Here is a 24,965-nt window from a genome sequence, read left to right on the forward strand (position 1 = left end):
AAAGCAAAAAGGAATCGACATTGACGAAATCACTCAAAAACTGGAAAATGAAGGAATAGATAAATTCAATAAAGCCTATGACAAATTGCTTAAAAGCATCGCGGATCAGAAAAAAAAGAAAGATTAATACCGAGTTAAAGTGAACCTGATTTCGAGTGCTAAGAATTATGTTTATGCCTAGACTCTAAAATACTTACAACAATATCAATAAATAATAAATGGATGTTTCAAAAATAAAAGTCGTTTTCTTCGACATTGGCGGTGTATTTCTCACCAATGGCTGGGGTCATGAATCTCGACAAAAGGCGGCTGAACATTTTGGCTTCGACTATGAAGAGATGAACGTCCTCCATAATTTTATTTACAACGTTTTTGAGATTGGCAGTATTTCGATGGACGAATATCTCGACACTGCCGTGTTTCATTGCTCCCGTGATTTTACGAAAGATGAATTTAAGGATTTTATGTACGCACAATCGGTGGAATTGCCGAAGATGCTTCCATGGATAAGGAATTGGAAAAAGAATACTGACCTCCCCGTATTTGCGCTTAGCAACGAAAGTAGGGAACTCAATGATTATCGCATCGAAAAGTTTAATCTACACGAAGTATTCGACGGCTTTTTTTCATCTTGTTATCTAGGTATCCGTAAACCTGATCCGCGTATCTTTAAAAAAGCTATGCAAATTGTACAAATAAAGCCATCAGAATGTGTTTACTTTGATGATAGGGAATTACTGGTAAATACCGCAAAGAAATTAGGAATGAACGCTATTCATCATCAAAAATTTGAAACATCACAAAAAATTCTCGAAAGCTTAATACAAAAATAACCGCATCATGAATAAGGAGATTATAAATAAAAATGCATTTGGAATGATTGGTCTCGGCACCATGGGTTCCAATCTTTTACAAAATATTGCCGATAACGGCTATAGCTGTGCTGGCTACGACATAGACTCTAAGAAGGTAGATGCTCTCAACAAACTAAATCGGGATGGTATTAAGGGATTTTCAGAATTGAATAATTTTGTGAAAAGTCTGAACAGCCCAAAAATAGTTATGATGTTGGTCCCAGCCGGCAAAATTGTAGATGGGGTAATCGAAGAGTTGGTTGAGGTTCTCGACAAGGGAGATATCATAATCGATGGTGGAAATTCCCATTTTACAGATACTGATCGGCGTTTTTTAGACTTGGAGAAAAGAGGATTTCACTTTATCGGTATGGGCGTATCGGGTGGAGAGGAAGGCGCCCGTCGGGGACCAAGCATGATGCCGGGTGGAGATAAAAAAGCTTATGAAGTTGTAAAACCCATTCTCACAAAAATAGCAGCTCACGTAAACGGCGAACCAACAGTGGCATATATGGGGGAACGCTCAGCGGGGCATTTTGTAAAAATGGTACACAATGGTATTGAATATGCCTTGATGCAATTGATTTCAGAAACCTATGAGATTTTAAAGAACGGTCTAAATTATAATGATTCACAAATTCACGACGTCTTTGAAAAATGGAGCAATGGACGATTAAAATCTTATTTATTGGAAATTACCCGTGATATTTTCGCCTATAAAAAGGAAGGGTCAAACCACATTTTATTGAATGACATAAAAGATGAAGCGAAGGCAAAAGGTACTGGAAAATGGACATCGCAAGCAGCAATGGATTTAAATCTTCCCGTTCCAATTATTGATATTGCTGTTTCTATGCGAGATCTTTCAAAATACAAAACTTTACGCACGAAGGCTTCGGAAATCTATTCTAATCCGAAAGAAGCAAAGTATAATGATACCAGTGAAAAATACATCCATTCGATGGAAGAGGCATTTTATTTTGCAATGGTTTCTGCTTATGCCCAGGGAATGCACTTACTTTATCACGCAAATGAGGAATATGATTATAAATTAAACCTTCATTTAATCGCGAAAATATGGCGTGGCGGCTGCATCATCCGTTCCGCATTTTTAGACGATATTTATGCCGCGTATAAAATAAATTCGGAATTGAAGCATCTGTTTTTAGACAAGAACATTCACGATATTCTTTTCAAAAGCATTCCCGGCATCCGAACCGTAGTCTCTGACGCTGCCCGATATGGTATTGCAGCTCCGGCATTTTCTGTGGCTTTGAATTATTTTGATAATTTCAGAAGTGAAGAAATGCCCGCAAACCTTATTCAAGCGCAACGGGATTATTTCGGCTCACATACCTATGAGCTTAAAGGAAAAGAAGGTGTTTTTCATACCGAATGGGAAGAACCTAAAAATTAAATAGTACATTTTAATAATCTAAAACTTTTTAAAATTTAAAAGTTATGCCAAAGACATCAGATCAAGAATCAAATCCAGCCATATTTATTATTTTCGGAGGTACGGGAGATCTTACCAAAAGGAAAATTATACCTGCGCTTTACAATTTGTTTCTTGAAAATCGCCTCCCCGAAAACTTTGCTGTTATCGGCACAGGACGAAGCAAATTTACCGATGCGAAATACCGAAATTCCTTATTGGAAGCCGTTGATGAATTTTCACGAAGCGGGAAGGCCAGAAATGAAGATTGGTCCAAGTTTGCATCAAATATTACCTATCAGATTGCCAATATAAAAGATGCTGCGGAGTATAAGGAATTTGGTTCTAGAATTGATGCGCTTAAGGAAGAGTGGAAAGAAAATCCATCCATAATTTATTATTGCGCGGTGTCACCTGAATATTTATGCACCATCGCAGAAAATATATCCAAGAGTAAATTGGAAAATAACCAAGATACCACCCGTATCATAATTGAGAAACCATTTGGTAGCGACCTTAAATCGGCAAAGGCACTTAATAAAAGACTACTTACTATTTTCGATGAAAAACAGATTTATAGAATAGACCATTATTTAGGAAAAGAAGTAGTACAAAATATTATGGCCTTCCGTTTTGCAAATTCTATTATGGAACCACTTTGGAATCGAAACCATATTGAACACGTTCAAATTTCTGTTACTGAGCAAATTGGAATTGGTTCCCGTGGCGGTTATTTCGACAATGCAGGCATTTTACGCGATATGGTACAAAACCACTTATTGCAATTACTTTGTACTATTGCTATGGAACCACCCATTAATTTTGATGCTGATGTAGTTCGTAATCGCAAAGTTGAGGTCTTACAGGCAATGAGAAAAATTCTTCCTGGTAAGGTGGATACTATTGCCGCTAGAGGACAATATGGTCCTGGCTGGGTGGAAGGAAAAGAAGTTCCTGGATATAGGGAGGAAGAAGAGGTTGCTCCTAATTCAAACACAGAAACTTATGCAGCTTTAAAATTTTATGTGGATAACTGGCGCTGGCAAGGTGTACCCTTTTATTTGCGCACAGGGAAACGTCTCTTCAAAACATCGTCTCTAATTACAATTCAGTTTAGGGAAGTGCCTCATAATATGTTTCAAAGTGAAGCAGGCCACGTTCCCAAACAAAACAGACTTGTAATCAGTATTCAACCCGATATGGGTATCCGGTTTCAAATGGAAGGCAAAACCCCTGGCCTTGAAATGAGTTTGAATACTGTGGATATGGTCTTCGATTATGCCGGAAAGTCGAAATCTGAATCCCCGGAAGCTTATGAGACGCTTTTATTGGATATTATTTCGGGAGATCAAACCCTCTTTATGCGTGCAGATCAAGTGGAAGCTGCCTGGGAATTAATAATGCCCGTGCTCAATTTCTGGGAAAGCAATAAGATGGCAAATTTTCCTAATTATCCTGCAGATTCTTGGGGTCCCGAAAACGCGGAAGCTCTCATTGCAAAGGATGGATTTCATTGGTTTAGTCTTTCCGAAAACAACAAAAAATAATAGAGATGATATTGAAGATTTATAAAGAAATAGATGAATTGATAATCGTATTGACCGAAGCTATTCGAAAGGTTGCAGAAGAGGCGATTGAAGCACGTGGTCAATTTAATTTTGTGCTCTCTGGTGGAAGTTCCCCGCTAAAACTGTACAAATTGTTGGCGTCCGAAACTTATAGAAATAAAATAGATTGGAACAAAACCTATTTCTTTTTTGGCGATGAACGTTTTGTACCAGAAAATGATTCACAACGAAATTCACTCATGGCGAAAGAAGTGTTGTTTGATTCTTTGAAAATTGCAGATTCCCATATTTTTAAAGTCGATACAACGGGCTCTTCAGCAGAAGCAGCTCAAAGATACGCGAATTCCATAACAGCACATTTTTATAATAAACCCATAGAATTCGATTTTATACTTTTGGGTCTTGGTGATGATGCCCACACGGCCTCACTTTTTCCAGATACTGAGGTGTTAAAGGAATCCGAAGCTACCATTAAATCAGTGTTTGTCGAACAAGTGGGTATGGACCGAATAACAATGACAGCGCCACTTATCAATCAAGCACAAAATATTGCTTTTTTGGTATTTGGGAAAAATAAAGCGGAGGCAGTATATAGGGTTTTGGAAGATACAGAAGGAGAGACAGCGATGTATCCTGCGCGATTAATAAAATCGAATAAAAAGAAGGTTGTTTGGTATTTAGATACCGCCGCCGCCTCAAAGCTATAGAAGAGACCTAGCAGGTTTCAAAAACCTGTTAGATCTGGAGAGTTTATTATTAATATAAATTTAATTGAAAACATCATGTTTCCAAAAATAAATCCCACTAAAACACCAGCTTGGAAAGCCTTAAGCGAACATCAAAAAGACCTGCAAAAAGTGCAGATGAAAAATCTTTTTGCAGAAGATCCCAAAAGATTTGAAAAAATGTCCCTTCAATTTGGGGATATTCTTTTTGATTATTCCAAGAATCTGATCACAGAGGAAACTCTTGAAAAGTTACTGCAACTCACAGATGATTGTAAAGTAAAAGCAGCTCAGGAAGCAATGTTTGCGGGTGAGAAAATTAACCAAACGGAAGATCGTGCGGTTATGCACATCGCTCTGCGAAATTTTTCAGATAAACCCATGCTCGTAAATGGGCAGGATATTATGCCGGAAGTCCGTGAAACGCGAGAAAAAATGCAATCTTTTTGCGAAAAAATCCACAATGGGGAGTGGAAAGGCTATTCTGGTAAAAGGATAACCGACATCGTAAATATAGGTATCGGTGGGAGTGACCTAGGTCCAGTAATGGTTACAGAAGCCCTTCGGCCATATTGGGTAAAAGGCATTAATGCCCATTTTGTTTCCAACGTGGATGGTACCCAAATCGCAGAAACGCTCAAAAATTTAAATCCAGAAGAGACACTTTTTACCATTGCCTCAAAAACGTTTACTACGCAAGAGACTATGACAAACGCTCATACCGCACGCGAGTGGTTTTTAAAATCGGCTAAGGATGAAAAACACGTTGCCAAACACTTTGTGGCACTTTCAACTAATAAAAAGGGAGTGAACGAGTTTGGAATTGCCTCCGAAAATATGTTTGTTTTTTGGGATTGGGTAGGGGGACGTTATAGTCTTTGGAGCAGCATTGGGCTTTCCATTGCACTTACGGTTGGTTACAATAATTTTGAACAATTACTAAAAGGTGCCGAGTCAACTGATAACCATTTCAAAACTACGGAATTTAAGGAAAATATACCTGTAATTATGGCTTTGATAGGAATATGGTACACCAATTTTTTTGGTTCTGAAACCGAAGCTATTTTGCCTTACGATCAATATATGCATCGCTTCCCGGCTTATTTTCAACAGGGCAATATGGAAAGCAACGGCAAGCATACCGACAGAAATGGAAATAATGTCACTTACAGCACCGGTCCGGTAGTTTGGGGTGCAGCTGGAACCAATGGACAACACGCGTTCTATCAACTTATTCACCAAGGAACACATTTAATTCCATGCGATTTTATCGCTCCTGCTATCAGCCATAATCCAATTGGGGAACATCATCATATCTTGATTTCTAACTTTTTCGCGCAAACGGAAGCTTTGATGAATGGAAAAACTGCTAATCAGGTTGCTGATGAATTAAGAGAGCAGAGAATGGACAAACTTGAAATGGAGAAATTAATTCCGTTTAAGGTGTTTACTGGAAATAAACCCACCAATTCATTTTTGCTGAAAGAGATTACACCATTTACTTTGGGTGCTCTTACAGCACTATACGAACATAAAATATTTGTTCAAGGTGTTATTTGGAATATCTTTAGTTTTGACCAGTGGGGGGTAGAACTTGGAAAGCAATTGGCTAAAAAGGTGTTGCTTCAACTAGATAATGATGACAAAATTGAATCTCATGATACATCTACCAAGGGACTAATTAATGCCTATAAAAAGTGGCGTAAGTAGTAGAGAAGTTAAAATTTGAAGATGATAACAATCTTTAAACTAATGCGTTAGCGGTATGTGTTCGGGTATTTCCATTTTTGCAACACCAATGCAATTATCCGCCATTCCATAATATACATCAATTCTATTGGGTTGTCCAATATCATCTCGACGATCTGTACCAGTAGGGAAGACTACATCCCCAACAGTTCCAATAATTTCATCATCCAATTCCGGAGTTAAAATGGGATCGTGTGAGCGATACAGTATTTTTTGTGGTTCTTTTTCCGAAAGAATCATAGCCCCCGCAGAGTAGGTGTATTTCGGGTTGTTTTTGGTAGAGTCCTTATGTTTTCGTACTCCGTGATATATCAACAACCAACCATGTTTTGTTAGAATTGGAGGTGCCCCACCACCAATCTTTAAATTTTCCCAAGGATATACAGGATGTGCAAGACAGTGATGTGAAGTAAATTTAGCATTTACCAAGGAAGTGTTTTTTCCTTCCTTTAAATTAAAATAAGATATCCAGATACTTTCCTTGTGTTTGTCTATTTCCCGATCGTTATCTTTTTTTATCGTTTCTTTAGGAATGGTGTCGGGAAAAAGTGGGCGATGTAACATCGCTATAGAATTATGATTATGGGGGCTTGGAAGTTCTGTTGGAAAAAAACTAGCATCCTTATCATCTACATTATTAAAATCTACAGGTTTATACAGTGTAAAACATATCAAACCCATTCGCTCCCAGTTAAATAGATCTTTTGACCGTGCCATGGCAATACGCGGTCCATTTGGTCCATAAGCCGTGTAGGTCATTATATAATGTCCAACAGCTTTAACAAAACTTATTCTCGGATCTTCGCAACCACCGCCGCCATTGGGACGTTTTTCATAATCGGCATTGGGTTCTAGTACCACTCCCAAGCGTTCAACATCCACGGGATCCCCGGTTTCATTAAAAACAACTCTTGCAATTCCGATACGCGAATAATTATCCTTGGCAACCAGTCGGGGAAATAGGTAGAGATTCCCCTCAGGTCCACGAGTAACTGCAGGATTCAGCACCCCTTCAACTTCAAATTCGTTCCCTTTTTCAGGTTTCATGATGGTACAAATTCGATGTAGTTTAAAAGGTGTCATAATTATTTATTTTCAGTGTTGCAGGCAATTATTGTTTCTATAATTCTTTTGGTTTCTTCGGCATCTCTAACTTGAATGCAGTCCACGCCAGTTTTTCTAGCAGGATGGTCGTTACCACCTTCAAAAAGAGCGTCTCCAACAAATAGCATTTCAGGGATATTGAACTTCAACATCTCTTCAAGTTTTTTTATGCCATATGCCTTGTCGATTCCTGGTTTTACAATATCAATGGAAGTTGTTCCTCCCATTCCAATAGAAAAATTTTTTAGTGTCTTTTTGAGAGGTTCTACAATTTTTCTACGTTTTTCAAAATCAGGATCCCAACCTTTTTTTTCTTCTAGCGGGGCCTCTTGTCCTAATGCTGAATAGGTTATCTGACTCCCTCGATCCTCAATTTGTTCACCCCAAGTTTTTTTGATGTCCAAATCAGATGCTTTGATCGCTTTATGAAGACTATCCAGAATTTTCCTTTTTTCCTCCTCCGTAAAATTTTCTTCGTATAATTCCTCCCAATCCTTTTTGTATTGGTAGAATTTAGTCCCACATGTAGGAAGGATTGTTAGTTTTTTTAGAATTGTTTTTTTCGGTAAATTGCTCAATACCTGTTTTTGAAATTGAGGCCAATCTCCACCAGAAATTATAGATACATGATTCACTTCCAATAATTTTTTTAAAAGATCTGCCATTTCCTCATCGATAGGAGATTTGCTTTTTGCCAGCGTGCCATCCAAATCGAATATAATTAACTTTTTCATGTTTGTTATTTTTTTTCGGGAATAGCTATTTGAAGTAATGTGATTTTCTCTTGAGGTTTAAGTTCCAGCTGCCCAATAATCGCTGGCAATAGCATCACTTCCCCCTTGTCAATAGTGTATTCAGTATCCATATAGTTCATACTGCCTTTTCCTTCTATGCAAATAAGAATGGTGGGCTCATCTTTTAAACCTGCTTGAAATTCAGATTCGCTTTTAATGCGCCAAAGCTTAAAATGTTCATTGTCGAAAAGTTTTTCGGCATTTTTTATAATTTCACTTTTTACTGGTGTTATTGGACCGATATCCACCTGATCAAAATCAATACAAGCCATTGCTTTATCCACTTGAAGTTCGCGCGGTTTTCCAGTTTTAATATCTGTGCGATCCCAATCATATAGACGAAAAGTGGTGTCACTATTTTCCTGAACCTCAAAAACAACAGCTCCGCTCAAGGTATGTACTGTTCCCGAATGGATAAATACAGCATCTCCTTTTTTAGGTACAAAACTGTGGAGATGATCGGACACCGATTTATTATGAATTGAATCGAGCAAATTCTCTTTAGTAGTTCCTTTTTTTAATCCAGCGTAAATACGGCTGTTATCACTAGTTTCCATAACTATCCAAGCTTCAGTTTTTCCGGTATCACCTTTTGGGATATACTCTTTTTGATCGTCCGATGGATGTACTTGTACCGACAAAACCTCGTTGCAATCCAAAAATTTCAATAAAAGAGGAAATCTCTCAAAGTGGTCTCCCATCTTTCCCATAATTTCATAACGGTAGTCTTCCATCAACTTTGTAATTGTTGTTCCTTTTAGTTCGCCTTCAGAGACTTCGCTTGCATGATCCTTCCTATCGCTCAATATCCATGCTTCCCCTATGGGGTCGTCTTTAGGGAGTGGTTTTGAAAGTAAATGTTCCAGTTTTCTGCCTCCCCATATACGATATTGATAAATGGGTTCAAATTTTAGAGGATAGATTTTATTTTTCATCTTAAACTATATTAAAATACTATTTTCAACTTTTTAATTTTAAAACCTTTCTTAAATAAAATTCTTCCAATTTTATCTTGGATGATTGGTGAAGAAAACACTAGTTTCATCGTATAAAAAGTATCGTAAAGGTTGCATATAATCATGGGAATTGTGTTACATATTTGCGTCAATGTTTACAGATTTTACAGATTTTGAATCTTTTGTAAGTCAATAAAATTTAAGTCTTCACTACTTAAATTGATGGGTACAGAATGTAATTTTATTTCTCAAGATTTTATATTATAAATAAGTGCTTAAAGATAAAGGGCCGGATTATTCAACTTCGATTTTGACATTCCACACTAGAAAGACTAACTTCGTAAACTTATTATTTTATTGAATCTATTTATTATGAAATTGAAAAACATTCTATTATTTTCAAGTCTATATTTGATGAGCTATTTTGCCCTTGCTCAAAAAAACAATCTTTCAGAATTAACCATTAAAGAGATCATGCAAGGTGATGATTTTATTGGTCATTTACCTTCAAACGTGAGTTGGTCCGAGGAAAAAGATGTTATTTATTTCGATTGGAATCCTGATGCAGCCTTAAGCGATTCCCTTTATGGCTATCAATTAAAAACCGATAAGATTTCTAAAATAGATTTTGAAACGGAGTTTGCTTTGCCCGCTTCAAATGCGATTTTAAATAAAGAAAAATCCAAAAAAATATATAACAAATTTGGAGATGTATTTGTAGTAGATATTGCTACAAATAAAATTACGCAAATTACTGCAACTTCGGATTTTGAAGGTCAAGTTCATTTTACAGATTTCGATACGCAAGTTGCTTATGTAAAAGATCAGAATCTCTATAAATGGGATATAAAAACAGGAACAACCACACAAGTCACGAATTTTTTAAAGAAAGAAAAGAAAGAAGCGGCCAAGAGCAAAAAAGATGAATGGATAAATAAGGATCAGTTAGAACTTTTTGATGTATTAAAGGAACGAAAAGAGAAATCGGATCAACATGATAGTTTAATGAAACGATTTGATGCTAAAAAACCATTAAAAATATATTTAGAAGGGAAATCCGTTTTAAACCAAAAAATAAGTCCCGATGGAAAGTACGTCACTTACGTATTAGCAAAACGTACTGAAAACAAAAAGACCATCATGCCTCATTACGTTACGGAATCTGGCTATACAGAAGATGAAAACACACGTTCTAAGGTGGGAGACGAGCAAACCGAATACACCTTGTTTGTTTACGATCTTGAAAAAAGAAAAACATATCCTGTTGTTTTGGATAATTTAAAAGGTCTAGATTATATTCCAGAATACACGAAAGATTATCCAGATAAACCTTATAAAAACGAGAATAGAATCGGATATATTTCTGGACCAACTTGGAGTCCAGATGGAAAATTTGGTGTTTTGGATATTAATACAAACGATTATAAAGATCGTTGGATTGTATTGTTGAATGTAGAAACTGGAACTATTGAAAATTTAGACCATCAACATGACGATGCGTGGATTGCCGGCCCTGGAATTGGAGGTTATGGTGGAGGAGACTTAGGTTGGTTGCCAGATAATAAAAGTATTTGGTATATGTCGGAAAAAACAGGCTATTCACATTTATATACCATGAATGTGGTTTCAAAAAGAGTTAAACCATTGACTGAAGGTGCTTTTGAAATATATAATCCACAGATTTCTAAAGATGAAAAACGTTGGTATTTTACTGCAAATAAAAATCATCCAGGAGATCGTCAGTTTTATAGCATGTCTATAACAGGAGGAAAGTTTACAGCCTTAACAGATAGAGTAGGAAAAAATGATGTCACGCTTTCACCGGATGAAAAACAAATGGCCATTCTTTATTCTTATTCTAATAAACCTACAGAATTGTATGTTCAGGAAAACCCGTTGTTCACATCAAAAAAGACCGTACCAAAACAAATCACACATTCTACTACTAAAACTTTTAAGAATTACTCTTGGAAAGATCCGGAAATCATCACATTTAAAGCCGAAGATGGTGCAGAAGTGTATGCTAGATTATATCAGCCAAAAACGGATGTAAAAAATAGAGCAGCTGTAATTTTTGTTCATGGCGCTGGTTATTTACAAAATGCCCATCAATGGTGGAGTTCTTATTACAGAGAATACATGTTTCATAATTTATTAGTTGATAATGGTTACACCGTTTTAGATATTGATTATCGTGGTAGTGCTGGTTATGGAAGAGATTGGCGAACTGGAATCTATAGACATATGGGCGGAAAGGATTTATCCGATCAAGTAGATGGCGCTAAATATTTAATGAGTAAATACGGAATCGATAAGGACAAAATAGGCATTTACGGAGGTTCTTATGGGGGTTTTATAACGCTTATGGCTATGTTTAATGAAGCTGAAACATTTACGGCCGGAGCTGCTATTCGTTCAGTTGGGGATTGGGCTGCTTATAATCATGGTTATACAGCAAGAATTTTAAATACGCCGGTAACTGATAGTTTGGCGTACAGAAGAAGTTCTCCTATTTACTTTGCAGATGGATTACAAGGAGATTTATTGATTTTACATGGAATGATAGACGATAACGTCCATTTTCAAGACATGGTTCGCCTGTCGCAACGCTTAATCGAATTAGGAAAGGAAAATTGGGAAATGGCAATTTATCCTGTAGAGCGACATGGATTTGTAGAACCAAGTAGTTGGACAGATGAATACCTGAGAATTTATAAGCTATTTCAAGAAAGCTTACTCGATAAATAACTTGATAATAGAATATAAATGAAAGCCTTTTGAAAATAAAGTTTCATTATTTTCAAAAGGCTTTCGGCTTATTTACAAGCCATCATGCTAATTTCAACGTTTACAAATTTCGGCAAGTTGGCAACTTCCACGGTTTCTCTTGCCGGGGCAGTTTCCTCATTAAAATAGGTAGCATATACCTCGTTTATTTTCGAAAAGTTGTGCATGTCGCTTATAAAAATAGTCGCTTTAAAAACGTTTTCAAAAGTCATATCTGCAGCTTTTAAAACAGCTTTTAAATTTTCCATAACCTGCTTGGTTTCTGTTTTAATATCCTCTAAAACCAATTCCATAGTTTCAGGATTGAAAGCTATTTGTCCGGAAGTGTATAAAATGTTATTAACTAAAACAGCTTGGTTATATGGGCCAATTGGAGCAGGAGCGTGGGGAGAATTGATGATTTTTTTCATAAATAAATTTTTTTCGTTCTGTAAACTAATAGGAAAAACAACTGCTACTATAGTTGTTTATCTGATTGTCTTCGTTTATCGTATTTAATATCTTTAAGTAGATTGGATTTAATTCCAATAAAGAAATTCCAAGAGCTTCTATCGCTAAAAGGAATCCAATTTAAACTCATTCTCCAACTTAATAAATCTCTTTCAAATCTTAAAGAAGTATAGGTAAAACCTTTATTTTTAAAATCGTAACCAGAAGATGCTCCAACTTTCCAACGTGGGGATAATTCCACATCTCCAGAGAACATTAGGGAATGCGAGGAAATCTCATCTTCACGCCTCACATTCGAATAGTTAACAGCATAGGCAAAACGTATGCTCCAAGGAATGAGACTTGTGTACAAATCGCTTGGTGTTTTTTCTTCATCGTCGTCGTCTTCATAAAAACTATTATCTGCAAAATCTTGCGAACGTCCAAATAAATCATCAGCTCGGCCACCACTTCTTAGATTTTCATTATAACTTTCTTTGGTTTCTCCACCGGTAAAAGTTGTATTGGAAAGCGTATAACTCATGGTGACATTGGCACTTGTTAGTCTAAACAGACTTCCACCATTGTCAACATTCCACTTATCTATTAGGTTGTCGTTGTTATCTAAGGCATACGGGTTTAAAGAAGCTCCAAAGTTAACTGCCATTTTATCCTTTAATAATTGGGTGCTTCCAGAAATGTTGAGATTGCTCCAGTTTAAGGAATCGGCAGCAATGTCGTAACCAGTATTAAAATTTAGGTTGTCCAGCAATTTTATTTTTCTTGGTTCGGTTTTAGCGGAATCTTTTTCGCGAACCTTCATTTCTATATTGTTTCCCAAAGCAAATCCAATTGTACTGGAATATCGATTGTTTGGAGAGCCATAAACAGATTTTTCAAACCTGGAGTATTCCACTTCTTCTCTAGTTAAACCGTCGGCACTAACTACTTCATAGGTGTCATAATACTGATCGAAAGACGGATTGATGGTATAGCTTATGGAAGGTCTCATTACGTGCCTAAGCGCTTTTATTTTTTTATCTTCTCCTTCTTTTTCAAAATTGAACATTCCGTATAAAGTGGTTCCTAAACTTGTATTAAAATCGTAAGTTCTATATGAAGCAAACCCATTGTTATCGTTGGTTATGACTTGTTCTGTCGTTTCATCATAATATTTATCCACTGTTTTAAAGGTCCAGGTTTCCTTGTAATTGGTTGTTGCACTTAAGCTTAAATATTTTAAGACTTTAAAATTTGTAGTAAGTGGTATATTATGACTGATTCCGTTTTGGGCCTGTTCCCACATTTCTTTTTTAAAGAATAAGGAATCGGTGGTCTGAATTCTATTTTCTGCTCTTACGTTGTACTGAAAGTTGATATTTTGAAGAGCACCTTTTTTAGAACCTGTTTTTGGTTCAAACGGATAAATTCTACTTACACTTGCTTGAAGGGTAGGCAGAGTCATGCTAATAGACTCGGTATTGGTGTTTTGAGAATGGGTAGCTGCCACACTCATATTTACTTGTGGTTCCCCTTGAAAGGTTTTAGAATAAGAAACCGATGAGGCCATGGTGTTATTTAAAAAACTTGGTGCATTTACTTGGTTGATGGATTCTTGATAATATTTACTACTTCCTAAGTTAACAGAGGCCGAGAATCTGGAGCTTGGACTCGATTTGGTGTCTTGAGTATGAGACCATCGAATGTTGTAAATGGTAGATTTCGAATAATCGGGGAAACCACGTTCACTATTAATCAGGTTTTCGTATCTAAATCCTAAATTTCCAGCAAATTTATAACGTATGGCATAATCACTTTCAAAACGCAAACCATAACTACCATTGGTGTAGTAATCTCCTAAAACAGCAAGATCTATATAATCGCTAATGGCAAAATAATAACCTCCATTTTGTAAAAAATACCCACGACTGCTTTGCTCTCCAAAACTAGGAATTAAAACTCCAGAGGTTTGTGTCTTGGTTAAAGGAAAAAACCCAAATGGCAAACCAATTGGAGTAGGTACATCTGCAATTACCATATTGGTAAGTCCTACAACAATCTTTTTTCCAGGAACTAATTTTATTTTATTGGCTTGAAAGTAATATTCTGGATTTTCTATGTCTTTTGAAGTTGTAAAGCGACCTTTGTATAAAAAGATCACCGAATCGTTTTCCTTTTTAGTAATTGGCGCATATATCTGCATGCCTTGTTGCTCGGTTTTCGAATTAAAAATCAAGGCTTTTTCAGTTTTATAATTAAACCTAATCGAATCCGGTTCTACTAAATTATCTCCTTGTTTAAAGGAGGGACGTTGTGTATAGGCTCCAGCGGAATCCTTTATTCGACCGGCATATACTTCGTTTTTATTGTAATCTATAACTATAATTCCCGCTTTTAGTTCCATGTCTTGAAAATACACTTCAGCTTCATTATATAAATAGAGTTTTTGCTCTTTACTATTAAAAGAGGTGTAGTCTTTTGCCTTGTATGTAACCGTAGACGCTAATAATGCTGGCTTGGGCTTTATGGAATCTTTTAGGGTGGAGTCTTGTTCAACTTTTGAAACCTCTATTTTCTCTAAGGAATCAACCTGAACAGTAATGGTATCGTTAGTTTTTTCAGGTGGAATGTTTCCTCCAGGTTTTGGAATGTCTTGAGCGAAGCCAAAAGTGTTGATAAACACTGTAAAACTTAAGGCAAAAAGTATGTAAAAGTTGTTTGTATGCAACGCTTTTAAATGTATTTTTGTAAAAGTATGGCTCGGTTTTTGAATTGCCAAAATTACATATATTTTTTGTGATTAATTTAATAAACGGAAAAATTCGAAAATTTAATTATACCTTAATTATTTAGAGTAATAAACTTGCTCTATAGTTGTTATTATATATGTGATACATCCATGATTAACCTTTTAAACTCAAAGAAAAGGAATATATGGCTGTTCCATGTAACAAATAAAAAACATTATATATTATTACATGAAAACGAAATCAAATATACTTTTCTTATTTATCTTATGTGTTTTATTCCATATAAGTATTACTGGCTTGTATGCACAAGATAACTCCAATAAATTTGTTGTGGTTTTAGATGCAGGGCATGGTGGAAAAGATCCAGGAAAACCATCTAAAGATGGGTATAAGGAAAAGGACATTGCATTAAAGATTGCTTTGGAGGTAGGGAAAGAGTTAGAAAAAAACCCTGATATTAAAGTGGTTTATACGAGAAAAACAGATGTTTTTGTCGATTTATTTAGAAGAGGTAAAATTGCAAACGAAGCCAAAGCCGATTTGTTTGTTTCCATTCACTGTAATGCACACCATACTCAAGCTTATGGATCGGAAACCTATGTATTAGGGATTAACAGGAACGACACCAATTTTAATGTAGCAAAAGCCGAAAACGAAGTTATCTACTTGGAAGATGATTACGAGAAAAACTACGAGGGATTTGATCCAAATTCTCCTGGTTCCTTTATTGGTTTAACGCTTATGCAAGAGGAGTATTTAGATCAAAGCATTCTTCTTGCTAGTTTAATTCAAGACAACTTTACAAATTCGTTAAAGCGCAAGAACAGAGGTGTTAAGCAAGCTGGATTTATAGTGTTACATCAAACAATTATGCCAAGTGTTTTAATTGAAACAGGGTTTATTACCAATAAGCAAGAAGGTCCTTATTTAAATTCGAGCAAAGGACAAAAAGAAATGTCTACAGCTATAGAAAAAGCTATTTTGGATTATAAACATACTATTTATCAAAACATTGATAATTTCGTTTATCAAGAATCAAAGGTCGTGGCGCTCGAAAATCCGAAACCAGCCGAAATTTATAAAAACGTGGTGTTTAAAGTGCAAATTGCTGCCAGTTCTCGAGAAATTGAACTAAAACCATTTAATTTTAAAGGATTGGAAGATATAACTAGAGACAAAATTAATGGACTTTATAAATATTATTATGGGTACACTTCCGATTATAACCAAATTAAAGATTTCCAGCAGTATGCTAAATCTAAGGGGTATCCCTCAAGTTTTATTGTTGCATATAGAGAAGGTAAAATTATTCCTTTAGACGAGGCGTTAAAATCTACTACAAATTAGAGCCATTCTTTATAAATTTATTTCTAATTTTGTTAGGTAACTAAATACATATAATTTGAAACTATCAAGAGAAGTTAAAACTGCTATCTTAGTCATATCTGGAATTCTATTCCTAATTTTTGGCTTTAATTATTTAAAAGGCAAAAATCTACTGGATTCTTCTGATACATTTTATACAGAATTCGATTATAATGGTTTAACAACGGCCTCTCCAGTTACAATTAAAGGTAATAATGTTGGGAAAATAAATAAAATAACCTACGTTGTGGAAACTGGTAAAACGCTGGTTTCATTTACAGTGGACAAGGATTTACGGTTTTCAAAAAACAGTAAAATGAGGCTTTATCCAATGGGACTCTTGGATGGGAATGGACTTGCCATTATTACTGCCAAAGATGAAGAATTCGCCAAAAGCGGAGATATGTTACAATCTGAAGTAGAACCTGGACTCATAAAAGATCTTTCAGAAAATTTTTCTGGTTTAAGTGAAGGTTTGGATTCTACCTTAAAATCGGCCGATTCGTTATTGGTAAACATCAATAGTTTAGTACAAGACGATTCTAACGATGGTTTGAAGCACGCCATAAAAGAATTAAATCTTACCTTAACGTCGTTTAAAACCCTATCAGGATCTTTTAATAATTTAATAGCCAAAAATCAAGATAGTTTAACTCAAGTTATCAGTAATTTTAACGCTGTTAGTAAAAATCTAGCTGTTCTTTCTGAAGATTTAAAAGATGTTGAATTCTCTAAAACCGTTGCAAATTTGGACAACACATTACAAAATGTAAACTCACTTTTAACAGGTTTAGACAATGGGGAAGGCTCCATGGGAAAATTACTTAAAGACGAAAAACTATACCACAATCTTGAAGTGGCTTCAGGACAACTAAGCGAATTGCTACAAGATTTTAAATTAAACCCAAAACGTTACATCCACGTATCTGTTTTTGGTGGAAAAAATAAAGACGACTTCGAAAAACCAGAAGACGAAAGGCAATAACTAAACCAACTTAACCAATGAACTATATCCCAAACATTTTATTTGCTTTATTACTTATTGTAGGTCTGGGCTATTTTGCCAGGAATGTAAAAAAACTTATCAGAAATATCAAGCTCGGGCAAGATGTTGATGTTAGCGATAATAAGTCGCAACGCTGGAAAAACATGGCCATGATAGCCTTAGGACAAAGCAAAATGGTTAAAAGACCAATTGCTGGTTTTCTGCACGTTGTAGTGTATGTTGGATTTGTGGTAATTAATATAGAATTATTAGAAATAGTTATAGACGGCTTGACCGGTTCCTGGAGAGTCTTTTCTTATTATCAGGAATTTTATGGTGTTTTAATAGGAACCTTCGAAGTGTTAGCTCTTTTGGTTTTCATATCTGTAACCATATTCTGGATTCGAAGAAACATTATAAAAATACGACGTTTTTGGAATAGTGAAATGACCAGCTGGCCAAAAAACGATGCCAATAACATTCTGTATTTTGAAATGGTGTTAATGACTCTTTTCTTGATTATGAATGCTACAGATATTCATTTTCAATTAATGAATTCTGGAAACGTTGTTTCTCAATTTATAGCGCCATGGTTTAGCAGTCTACCGGATACAACCGTCCACATTATAGAACGTACAGCTTGGTGGTTACATATAATTGGAATTTTGGTTTTCTTAAACTACTTATATTTTTCTAAACACTTACATATTCTATTGGCATTTCCAAATACCTATTATGGAAAGGTAAAACCTAAGGGACAATTTAATAATCTTGCGGCTGTTACCAAAGAGGTTAAAATGATGATGGATCCAAATGTCGATCCCTTTGCTGCGCCGCCAGAAGGAGCAGAGGCCGAAATGCCTGCAAAATTTGGAGCAAGCGATGTACAAGATTTAAGTTGGGTGCAATTATTGAATGCTTATACCTGTACCGAATGCGGACGTTGTACGAGTGAATGTCCTGCCAATTTAACCGGAAAGAAATTGTCTCCTAGAAAAATCATGATGGATACCAGAGACAGATTGGAAGAGGTTGGTAAAAACATGGATGCTAATAATGGTGTATTTAAAGATGATGGCAAACAACTTTTAGGCGATTATATAACTGCCGAAGAACTTTGGGCATGTACTACCTGCAATGCCTGCGTTGAAGCCTGTCCGGTAAGCATCGATCCTTTATCTATTATTATCGATATGAGACGTTATTTGGTTATGGAGCAAAGTGCCGCTCCAATGGAACTTAATAATATGATGACAAATATTGAAAACAACGGAGCACCATGGCCTTATAATCAAATGGATAGATTGAATTGGAAAGACGAATAGCTAATTCCTTCGTAGTCAGGAATATCAATCTAGTAATATTTATATATTGAAATAATTAAAAAGACAACTGCTTTTGCAGGCATTTATATGAAAAGAGAAGACGCAGACAAATTATTACACGAAAAAGTAGAAGCAGGTGAAAAGGTAAGTCCGATTTTGCCAAAAGGGATTAAAAATTATTTAATAGATATAGACGGAACCATCTGTGACGACATTCCAAACGAAGAACCGGAACGTATGTTAACAGCAGCAGTTTATCCAGATGCCTTAGAAACATGCAATAAATGGTATGAAGATGGTCATCTAATTTGTTTTTTCACATCTAGATTGGAAGAACATAGAGCTTATACCGAAACTTGGTTAGAAAAACATGGCTTTAAATACCATAGTTTACTCATGGGAAAACCTCGTGGAGGCAATTATCATTGGATAGATAACCATTTGGTGAAAGCTACCAGATACAAAGGAAAATTTACAGATTTAGTAGATAAAAAGGCAACCATCCAAGTTTTTGATGATGGTGATAATGAGTAACAAGTTCCTGTATATGCAGGAAATCAAAGATTCAGCGTAGCTAATCTCATAATTAAAGCATTTAATACAATGAGCGAACAATTAAAAGTGCCAACCATGGCGCAATGTATGGCTGAAGGCAGAGAACCGGAAATTTTATTTTGGGTTGGTGCTGCTGGAAGTTACGACGATAGAGCAAAAAAAATAACAAGAGCTTTTGTTAAGATTCTAAATAAAGCTAATGTTGATTTTGCTGTTTTAGGAACAGAAGAAAGTTCAACAGGCGATTTGGCCAAACGCGCAGGAAACGAATTTTTGTTTCAAATGCAGGCCATTTCAAATATTGAAATTTTAAATGCCTATCAAGTAAAACGAATCGTAACTACAGATCCACATTCTTTCAATACTTTAAAAAATGAATATCCAGAACTTGGAGGTCATTTTCAAGTACAACATCATACAGAGTTTATTAATGAACTTTTAAAATCTGGAAAATTAACCTTAGGAAAAACTTCGCATTTAAGTGGTAATCGCATTACATTTCACGATCCTTGTTACTTAGGTCGTGGAAACGATATTTATGAAGCTCCTCGACAATTGCTAAAAACCTTAGGCGTGGAATTGGTAGAAATGAAGCGCAACCGAAATTCTGCGCTTTGCTGTGGAGCTGGAGGTGCACAAATGTTCAAGGAACCAGAAAAAGGAGATAAAGATATCAATGTTTTAAGAACAGAAGATGCTCTGGAAATTAAACCAAATATTATTGCAACGGGTTGTCCTTATTGCAATACCATGCTGACGGATGGTGTAAAAGCCAAAGAAAAAGAAGAAAGTATCCAAGTGTTGGATATTGCAGAACTAATTGCAAACTCACTAGAATAAACATGTTAGTAGATTTTAATACCTTACCCGAAGAGTCCAAAGTTTGGATTTATCAATGCAACCGTTCTTTTACGGATAACGAAATAATGGAGCTCGAAACCAAATTGGATATCTTTATAGAAAATTGGACGGCTCATGGCAGCGACTTGCAAGCGGGCTACAAAATAGTTTACAAACGCTTTATTGTTATTGGATTGGATCAGCAAGTAGGTGCAGCCACAGGTTGTTCTATTGACGCTTCCGTACATTTTATTCAAGGATTGGAAAAGGAATACCAAGTGGATCTTTTGGATAAAATGAATGTCTCCTATAAACAAGGAGAATTCATAGCCTATAAAACTTTGATCGATTTCAAGAAAATGGCCAAGGAAAAAGCCGTGTCTAAAAACACCATCGTATTTAATAATTTGGTTGTAAATATTGCAGAATTCAACGAAAATTGGGAAGTTCCTGCAAGCGATAGTTGGCACAGCCGATTTTTAAAATAATTTTTTTTTAAATAACGTAGTTATACAAAGCTTGAATTTTTATTCAAGCTTTTTTTTTGTCAAAAATCTTCAAAACTTTTAAAGCTTCCATCAGAATAAAATATAACAATACGCTCAATCGTTTTTTCTGAAGTGCTGTTTCTTTCTATTCGTTTTATTTCTGAAACGACATTTGTTGGTTTTGTTTCCTTCACAGGATTCTCAAAATCAATTTCACCTTGAACGTTATCTTTTCCTGGAAATAGACCTTTGCCGTTTAATAGCCAATATAATTCTACTTCTGGAAAAGTGGAGATTACTTTCATAACAAAATCCAAACTAGGTTTGTTTCTTCCAGATAGGATATGGGAAATACTAGAACGTTGCACTCCAATTTTTTCTGCGAAAGAAGAGGCGTTTTCATTGTAAAAATCAATCACTTTTTGGAGCCTTATTATAAAATCCTCATTGTTTATCATTGTAAACACTTTGTTAAATAGTTCTATTTACAAATGTAACAATTATAATGTAATATGTACTATTGTTTTAGAAATAAGTCATATTTCATATAAATTAATACTTTATATAGTTACATATAACTTATTGAATTAGAGCATTTAAGCTAATTAAATATATCCTAACTAATATTTAGTATTATAGCTGTTTACAAGACTTATTAATCCCATTTAACATGACTATAAATGTAAACAGAATTCATTCGTTTTCTTGTTTACAAATGTAAATTGTTATTTGTTTACATTTGTATCAAACCATTTTCAATGACTAAAGACTATTTAAAAACCGGTTACGATTCTTATAAAGAAATACAACTTAAAAATCGATACATCCATAATGATCATATCCAGCCTTTAATTGAAAATTTGAAAAGCTATTTTAAAATTGAACAGATTGGAAACTCAGTTTTAAATGCTCCCATCCATTCCATAAAAATTGGACATGGTCCTAAAAAGGTATTATTATGGTCTCAAATGCACGGTAACGAAAGCACAACTACCAAGGCTATTTTTGATATTTGTAACGTTTTTGCTTTAGATGGTTCTGAAAACATTCAGCACATACTCAACAGTTCTACCATACTTATTGTTCCTATTTTAAATCCGGATGGCGCCAAGCTATATACCAGGCTTAATGCCAACGAAATAGATTTAAATAGAGATGCAAAAAACTTATCGCAACCTGAAAGTGTCATTTTACGGGACTTATTTAATAACTTTAAGCCAGACTTTTGTTTTAACTTACATGGACAAAGAACCTTGTTTGGAGCAGGGCAGACCAATAAGTCTGCAACCTTATCATTCCTATCTCCAGCTCAAGACGAAGCTTGTACTTTAACCCATACGCGTAAAAAGTCTATGGAAGTTATAGTTGCTATGAATACATTATTGCAAGATCAAATTCCCAATCAAATTGGTATTTACGACGATGCATTTAATGATAATTGCGTAGGGGACACTTTCCAGTCTTTAAATACGCCTACTATTTTGTTTGAAGCTGGTCATTTTAAAGACGATTATAATCGTGAAATCACTAGATTTTATATGTTTCAGGCCCTTCTGTATGGTTTGTATTATATAGCCAATAACAAGGTGTCCGGTACTGGATTTGAGCCATATTTTAGTATCCCAGAGAATTGTAAGAATCATTTTGATGTTATTATTAGACAAGCTAAAATTGTAAGTGAAAATGGCGAAGAGATTGTGGATATCGCTATTCAATATCAAGAGGTTTTAAAAAATAATGCCATAGATTTTATGCCTAAAATTGAAAGAATAGGGGATTTGAATTCTTATTTCGGACATAAAGAAATTTCGGCCAATAAATGTGAAGTTCTAATAAATAACCAGAAAAATTTTATAGTTGGACATGAAATTGAGGAGGTTTTTATAGATAACATTAAATATCCATTAAAATTAACATAATCTTAAATTAAGATGTATAAAAATCAGTAATAATGTATTATTTTTGTGTTTTATTTAAAAAAAACTAAAAATGGCGAAAATTAAGTTAGATGAAATCGATCATCAAATTTTAGATATGTTAATTGAAAACACAAGAATTCCTTTTACTGATATAGCGAAAAAACTATCCATTTCAGCAGGAACCATTCATGTTAGAGTGAAAAAAATGGAAGATTCAGGAATTATTAAGGGCTCTTCGTTAACTTTGGATTATAGAAAGCTCGGTTATTCTTTTATAGCTTATGTAGGTGTTTTTCTTCAAAAAACGTCGCAAACTAAATTTGTTTTAGAGCGAATTAACGAAATACCTTTTATTACTGTTGCACATATTACTACTGGAAAATTTAACATCTTCTGCAAAATTAGAGCAAAGGATACAGAACATGCCAAGGACATTATTTTCATGTTAGACGATATAGAAGGAGTTTACAGAACGGAAACCATGATATCTTTAGAAGAGAGCTTGAACGATAAAAAACGTTTAATGCATTCTATTTTTAACGATATGTAATTAGATTTCAAATATAAAATTTAAAAGGCTGTCATGAAAGACAGTCTTTTTTATTTAGAATATTTTTGAATGCGTGGTTTTTTATTATTGTAAATCCAATGCAAATTATAGCATTCAAATAAGCTCATTTTTTTGTATTTTTAAGCAAACTTTATACTATGAATCCTGTTATTTCAGAAGAACTCTTTGAATTTTTACTAAACCTCGAAAAAAATAATAATCGCGATTGGTTTAACGACCATAAAGATGAATTTAAAAATATAGAAAAGAAGACCAAATTGTTTTTTAATGCGGCATTAGAGAATTTAAGTGTTCATGACGATATTGAAAAGTTAAAAGTATTTAGGATTTATCGTGATGTGCGATTTTCAAAAAACAAATTACCTTATAAAATTCATTTTAGTGGATCCTTCAAAAGAAAAAAACCAGAATTTCGAGGGGGTTACTATTTGCATCTCGCACCAAACAACAAATCGTTTATGGCTACTGGGTTTTGGGAGCCAAATAAAGAAGATCTACTTCGGATCCGTAAAGAGTTTGAAATGGACGATACTGAAATCAGGGAAATTATTTCCAATAAAAAATTCAATGAAGTTTGGGGAGATTTTGAGGGAGACGAGTTAAAAACAGCGCCTAGAGGCTTTGATAAAGAGCATCCTGCCATAGATTTAATTCGAAAAAAGCAATATATCTTCACCAAAAATTATAGCGATAAACAAGTGCTTGACCCTAACTTTTTAGATGAAGTAAATACTGCATTTAAAGCTATTAGGCCTTATTTTAATTATATGAGCGATGTACTTACAACCAATTTAAATGGTGAAAGAATTATTTAATTTCGCTTATAGTAAATGTATTGTTGTTAAAGGAAAGAGATTCTCCAACAGTTTTGTTTTTAAGCAATTGCCCAATAGGGGAGTTTAAGGATATGCCAAGATAAGAAACCCCGTCAATTTCTATTTTTCCAACACTTATAGCTATAAAAAAGTTATTGGAAGTAGTTTTGACCAAACTTCCTAAAACCACATTGTCATTTACCGTTTTGAAATTTATTAAATTCAACACATCCAACATTTTAGTGGCATCACTTAAATATTGTGAATTTAATTCCAAATCGTTAAATAGTTTTCCGTTGCCGGAATCGTCTCCTTCGTCATTGCTTTTATCGTTATTCTCAATAGATTCTTTAATGGTTTCTATTTCGTATTTATAACTTGCAATACGTTTGTTTACATAGCTATAACAAGCTTGTAACAACTGTTCTTTTATATTCATATTTCACGCAAATATAGGACGAAAAACTTGAATATTGTTAATTAATCTTTCTTTAACCAAATGCATCATCCGTTTATTTAATGCCGAAGAATTCGTGATATAAAACTTGTATTCTTCCAAAGTAAATTGGCCAATAATCATTCCTTTTAAAGAGTTTCTAAACTTTATATCTCTCTGTATGGAATTTTCAATATAACTTATTTGTTTATCAGTTGTTAAGGTGAAAAAAACATTTTTGTGTTTGGAAGCGTAGTTTTTAAAAACCTCCACAAATAAATCATTTTGCAGTTGTAAAATAGGTCGTAAAGTAGCGTTTTGAAAACGCTCGTCGTCACTCATGGAATCAAAAAATAGCGTTGAAGAAATTGTGGGACGACATTCTTTTAAGTCTGTAGATCGGTTCATTTTAATAAGTTTTCTTAAAGTTAGAAATAATGATAATTGTTTTCCTGTAAATCCAATTTCAATATTAACAGGGTTATTAACAAATTGAAAAAAGCATGTAGGAATAG

General features: G+C 34.7%; 23 protein-coding genes. 15 read left to right on the forward strand and 8 right to left on the reverse strand.

The genetic code is table 11. From position 1 onward, the window contains the following. Positions 1 to 218 precede the first annotated feature (218 nt). The 5 genes from VKY47_RS11850 (at position 219) to pgi (ending at position 6,292) form a co-directional block, all read left to right on the forward strand. Positions 219 to 833 carry an HAD family hydrolase gene (locus VKY47_RS11850; protein WP_324313021.1) on the forward strand — a complete coding sequence of 205 codons (615 nt, stop codon included), beginning with the start codon at positions 219 to 221 and terminating at the stop codon, positions 831 to 833. 7 nt (positions 834 to 840) lie between these two features. Beyond that, a complete protein-coding gene (gndA, locus tag VKY47_RS11855) occupies positions 841 to 2,271 on the forward strand; it encodes an NADP-dependent phosphogluconate dehydrogenase (protein WP_324313022.1) in 1,431 nt (476 codons plus the stop codon). 44 nt (positions 2,272 to 2,315) lie between these two features. Further along, positions 2,316 to 3,836, forward strand: a complete 1,521-nt coding sequence (gene zwf, locus VKY47_RS11860) for a glucose-6-phosphate dehydrogenase (RefSeq protein ID WP_324313023.1) — start codon at positions 2,316 to 2,318, stop codon at positions 3,834 to 3,836. A 5-nt stretch (positions 3,837 to 3,841) separates the two neighbouring features. After that, on the forward strand, positions 3,842 to 4,564 hold the full coding sequence (pgl, locus tag VKY47_RS11865) for a 6-phosphogluconolactonase (protein WP_324313024.1): 723 nt from the start codon (positions 3,842 to 3,844) through the stop codon (positions 4,562 to 4,564). Positions 4,565 to 4,639: 75 nt separating this feature from the next. Then, complete coding sequence (pgi, locus tag VKY47_RS11870) at positions 4,640 to 6,292, forward strand: glucose-6-phosphate isomerase (protein WP_324313025.1); 1,653 nt, start codon at positions 4,640 to 4,642, stop codon at positions 6,290 to 6,292. Positions 6,293 to 6,331: 39 nt separating this feature from the next. On the opposite strand, the gene VKY47_RS11875 is transcribed toward pgi, so the two are convergent. Genes VKY47_RS11875 through VKY47_RS11885 form a run of 3 tightly spaced genes read right to left on the reverse strand, consistent with a single transcriptional unit; the run spans position 6,332 to position 9,164 of the window. Continuing rightward, complete coding sequence (locus VKY47_RS11875; RefSeq protein WP_324313026.1) at positions 6,332 to 7,414, reverse strand: glycoside hydrolase family 130 protein; 1,083 nt, start codon at positions 7,412 to 7,414, stop codon at positions 6,332 to 6,334. A 2-nt stretch (positions 7,415 to 7,416) separates the two neighbouring features. Then, positions 7,417 to 8,169, reverse strand: a complete 753-nt coding sequence (locus VKY47_RS11880) for an HAD-IIB family hydrolase (protein ID WP_324313027.1) — start codon at positions 8,167 to 8,169, stop codon at positions 7,417 to 7,419. A 5-nt stretch (positions 8,170 to 8,174) separates the two neighbouring features. Next, the gene (locus VKY47_RS11885) at positions 8,175 to 9,164 is read right to left on the reverse strand and encodes a type I phosphomannose isomerase catalytic subunit (protein WP_324313028.1); all 990 of its coding nucleotides are present in this window, start codon (positions 9,162 to 9,164) and stop codon (positions 8,175 to 8,177) included. Positions 9,165 to 9,599: 435 nt separating this feature from the next. On the opposite strand from VKY47_RS11885, the gene VKY47_RS11890 reads away from it, so the two are divergent. Then, positions 9,600 to 11,933 (forward strand): S9 family peptidase, encoded by a 2,334-nt coding sequence (locus tag VKY47_RS11890; protein WP_324313029.1) that lies wholly within the window; start codon positions 9,600 to 9,602, stop codon positions 11,931 to 11,933. A 68-nt stretch (positions 11,934 to 12,001) separates the two neighbouring features. On the opposite strand, the gene VKY47_RS11895 is transcribed toward VKY47_RS11890, so the two are convergent. Then, a complete protein-coding gene (locus VKY47_RS11895; protein WP_324313030.1) occupies positions 12,002 to 12,382 on the reverse strand; it encodes a Rid family detoxifying hydrolase in 381 nt (126 codons plus the stop codon). Positions 12,383 to 12,429: 47 nt separating this feature from the next. Beyond that, on the reverse strand, positions 12,430 to 15,180 hold the full coding sequence (locus tag VKY47_RS11900) for a putative LPS assembly protein LptD (protein WP_324313031.1): 2,751 nt from the start codon (positions 15,178 to 15,180) through the stop codon (positions 12,430 to 12,432). Between the two features lie 199 nt (positions 15,181 to 15,379). Between VKY47_RS11900 and VKY47_RS11905 the strand changes: the two genes are divergently transcribed. The 6 genes from VKY47_RS11905 to VKY47_RS11930 all read left to right on the forward strand — a co-directional run bounded on the left by VKY47_RS11905 (position 15,380) and on the right by VKY47_RS11930 (position 20,709). Next, positions 15,380 to 16,498, forward strand: a complete 1,119-nt coding sequence (locus VKY47_RS11905; RefSeq protein WP_324313032.1) for an N-acetylmuramoyl-L-alanine amidase family protein — start codon at positions 15,380 to 15,382, stop codon at positions 16,496 to 16,498. Between the two features lie 55 nt (positions 16,499 to 16,553). Next, positions 16,554 to 17,501 (forward strand): MlaD family protein, encoded by a 948-nt coding sequence (locus VKY47_RS11910; RefSeq protein WP_324313033.1) that lies wholly within the window; start codon positions 16,554 to 16,556, stop codon positions 17,499 to 17,501. Between the two features lie 17 nt (positions 17,502 to 17,518). Continuing rightward, the gene (locus VKY47_RS11915; protein ID WP_324313034.1) at positions 17,519 to 18,826 is read left to right on the forward strand and encodes a (Fe-S)-binding protein; all 1,308 of its coding nucleotides are present in this window, start codon (positions 17,519 to 17,521) and stop codon (positions 18,824 to 18,826) included. Positions 18,827 to 18,913: 87 nt separating this feature from the next. Further along, entirely contained in the window at positions 18,914 to 19,360 is a 447-nt protein-coding gene (locus VKY47_RS11920) for an LNS2 domain-containing protein (protein WP_324313035.1), read from the forward strand. Positions 19,361 to 19,429: 69 nt separating this feature from the next. After that, a complete protein-coding gene (locus tag VKY47_RS11925) occupies positions 19,430 to 20,221 on the forward strand; it encodes a (Fe-S)-binding protein (RefSeq protein WP_324313036.1) in 792 nt (263 codons plus the stop codon). 2 nt (positions 20,222 to 20,223) lie between these two features. Further along, on the forward strand, positions 20,224 to 20,709 hold the full coding sequence (locus VKY47_RS11930) for an ABC transporter ATPase (protein WP_324313037.1): 486 nt from the start codon (positions 20,224 to 20,226) through the stop codon (positions 20,707 to 20,709). Between the two features lie 59 nt (positions 20,710 to 20,768). Here VKY47_RS11930 and VKY47_RS11935 read toward each other — a convergent pair whose 3' ends face one another. After that, complete coding sequence (locus tag VKY47_RS11935; protein ID WP_324313038.1) at positions 20,769 to 21,167, reverse strand: helix-turn-helix domain-containing protein; 399 nt, start codon at positions 21,165 to 21,167, stop codon at positions 20,769 to 20,771. Between the two features lie 300 nt (positions 21,168 to 21,467). Between VKY47_RS11935 and VKY47_RS11940 the strand changes: the two genes are divergently transcribed. From VKY47_RS11940 to VKY47_RS11950, 3 genes are all read left to right on the forward strand, one after another. Then, positions 21,468 to 22,628, forward strand: a complete 1,161-nt coding sequence (locus tag VKY47_RS11940; protein ID WP_324313039.1) for a M14 family zinc carboxypeptidase — start codon at positions 21,468 to 21,470, stop codon at positions 22,626 to 22,628. 70 nt (positions 22,629 to 22,698) lie between these two features. Beyond that, entirely contained in the window at positions 22,699 to 23,178 is a 480-nt protein-coding gene (locus VKY47_RS11945) for an Lrp/AsnC family transcriptional regulator (protein WP_324313040.1), read from the forward strand. Between the two features lie 158 nt (positions 23,179 to 23,336). Then, positions 23,337 to 24,014 carry a DUF2461 domain-containing protein gene (locus VKY47_RS11950; protein ID WP_324313041.1) on the forward strand — a complete coding sequence of 226 codons (678 nt, stop codon included), beginning with the start codon at positions 23,337 to 23,339 and terminating at the stop codon, positions 24,012 to 24,014. On the opposite strand, the gene VKY47_RS11955 is transcribed toward VKY47_RS11950, so the two are convergent. Together VKY47_RS11955 and VKY47_RS11960 are read right to left on the reverse strand one after the other, a co-directional pair. Continuing rightward, on the reverse strand, positions 24,007 to 24,453 hold the full coding sequence (locus VKY47_RS11955) for a transcription elongation factor (RefSeq protein ID WP_324313042.1): 447 nt from the start codon (positions 24,451 to 24,453) through the stop codon (positions 24,007 to 24,009). The two genes, VKY47_RS11950 and VKY47_RS11955, sit on opposite strands and share 8 nt — an antisense overlap. 3 nt (positions 24,454 to 24,456) lie before the next feature. Beyond that, complete coding sequence (locus VKY47_RS11960) at positions 24,457 to 24,858, reverse strand: glyoxalase (protein WP_324313043.1); 402 nt, start codon at positions 24,856 to 24,858, stop codon at positions 24,457 to 24,459. Positions 24,859 to 24,965 lie beyond the last annotated feature (107 nt).

It is taken from the genome of Xanthomarina sp., from assembly GCF_035306705.1.
GTDB lineage: Bacteria > Bacteroidota > Bacteroidia > Flavobacteriales > Flavobacteriaceae > Xanthomarina.